The 2,108-nt window shown below is 29.8% G+C and carries 3 protein-coding genes; 1 reads left to right on the top strand and 2 read right to left on the bottom strand.

Going from position 1 to position 2,108, the window contains the following annotated elements; all coding sequences use genetic code 11:
* The coding region (locus tag AOG55_RS04330) for a hypothetical protein (RefSeq protein WP_236688968.1) at positions 1-594 on the top strand (594 nt) is incomplete at its 5' end.
* A gap of 3 nt (positions 595-597) precedes the next feature.
* Here AOG55_RS04330 and AOG55_RS04325 read toward each other — a convergent pair.
* A complete protein-coding gene (locus AOG55_RS04325; protein ID WP_156318748.1) occupies positions 598-1,353 on the bottom strand; it encodes a hypothetical protein in 756 nt (251 codons plus the stop codon).
* Between the two features lie 198 nt (positions 1,354-1,551).
* Complete coding sequence (locus AOG55_RS09845) at positions 1,552-1,755, bottom strand: CpXC domain-containing protein (RefSeq protein ID WP_048101085.1); 204 nt, start codon at positions 1,753-1,755, stop codon at positions 1,552-1,554.
* Between the last annotated feature and the right edge of the window lie 353 nt (positions 1,756-2,108).

Below are 2,108 nucleotides of genomic sequence, written 5' to 3'. Positions count from 1 at the left end.
TTTATTATGATGCAAATGAGCGTTTCATTGAGGGAATTAAATGAATTAAAGAGAGTGGCCATCGATTTCGTTTTTAATATCGACATAATAAGAGACAATACATATATACATAATTCTGAGTATGGTTCTGGAGGCCTTGAGTATGAGGACCTTGAATACAGCGATCCATCAATAACATTTACAACCACTGATTATACTGTTTATTCCCCTGATAATGAAATAATTACAGGTGGTTTTCTTTTTATAAATTTTATTACTCCCATGGAATATTCCATGGATGATAAAAATTACTTTGAAGAACGTTTTAATGATCTAATTTCCTATTGCAAATCAAAAAATTTGAATTTAAATTTTGTGGATTTTTTCCCATTATCTCCAGAAAATAGGGACACATTTAATGCAATGTTTAAAAGAACTGAACTTAACGGGATTGTGACAATGGACTTTTTAATGAATAATATATTTGAGATGTATATTAAAAAAATAATAGAATTATTGAAACCGGATAAAATTATAGCTGATGACCAGGATATTAAAAATTTTTTACAAAAAAAGAATGTGGATTTTATAGATTATAATGAAATAATGAAATAAAAGTTAATTTTTTAGTGGTGCTGACCTTATTATTTTGGTTTTTATTTTGTATGGTTTAAGCACGTAAAGTAAAAAGATAAACATAAGAAGCAGTGAAAGCATGCTTATTAAAACCTCATCCAGAGTATTGCCGTACAATACGTTAAGGTAAAATGAGCTTAAAAATGGACTTGCACCTATAACGAAACCAAAGAGGGTCCCGGCAGCACAGGCAGGGCAAACCCCAACTGTTCCCAGTATTGACGCAACAGACTTTTTTCTTGACCTTATTCCTTTAAATGATATCCCCATTATTGCAGCACCGGTAAGGCTAACAGCAACTAGAGACAGCAGCTGAAGAGGATACATGTATAATCCTATTATTCTTGAATAATAAATCATAAAATTTGGAACAAACATCGGAAGGCCATATGTAAAAGAAACATAATGCGGATAATGAAATCCGGATGGAGCTATGTGTATCATTCCACCTATTATTGCTATTATTATACCATAAATTAAAGAAATAAGCCAGTAATGGTTAATTTTTGGAATTACATAGTTTTCACGAATAATCTTATAAATTCCTAAGGATATTAGAATGGTGCCAATTATAATTAAAACTGTTGTAAAAACTGTAAACACAATGGCGGTTTTTGCTGATGCTGAGTAATTGATGGGAACTGGATAATACATATATGAATATTTGGAGTACAATAAAATTGAATCCATGATTAGAATAAAACCCAATAAAATCATAACCAGCGTTTTAATCTTCACGTGTATGAATTTTATTTTTTTATTTAAACCTTAATGTAGATTATATCAACCAATTTGCATGTAATCTTTAAGAGAACTTACAAACCAGATTTTAAATATATTATAACGCCTATTAGTTATTTAGACATTTTATCACATTCTTAATTTCTACCCATAAATTTGAAACAGTTATAGTGATCACAAAGTACACATTTTGCCTTACCACGTAGAGAGCTGTTCACCATCATCAGACATATGATAATGAGATGTCTTGTGGCATGCCGGGCACCTGACAGCAAATCGATGCTTTCCCTCACGGATTATTATTCCAAGATCTGGATCAGGAAAGCTGACCCATGGATCATAATTTATATTGAATTCATGTCCGCACTTTGGGCATTTTAAATGATATTTCTGAATCATATATTACACCAATAAACATATTTTAAAAATATATATATTTCTGGTGATATGGAAATAAACAATTCCTCAAATAGATTCAAATAGAAATTAACTGTATAAGCATGTATCTATGAGTTTCTGATTTTTTATCCCTTAATAATTGCTATTAACTTATACTAAATTCTTAAAATTCCGATATAAATGCATTGTCTTGGCTATTGATAAACACAAAGGGATAAAAATTAATCTGAAAAACTTCTAACATCAAGCATGCAAAGATTATGCAAAATTTTAACGTTTACATATTTTAAGATAAATTAAACATGTCATGAACCCTCAGATTTTTCTCAAATCCTGATTATTAATATACTAAG

The organism is Acidiplasma cupricumulans (assembly GCF_001402935.1).
In the GTDB taxonomy this organism is placed as follows: domain Archaea; phylum Thermoplasmatota; class Thermoplasmata; order Thermoplasmatales; family Thermoplasmataceae; genus Acidiplasma; species Acidiplasma aeolicum.
The sequence above is the reverse complement of the archived record's forward strand: the minus strand, read 5'-3'. Positions and strand labels throughout refer to the sequence as shown.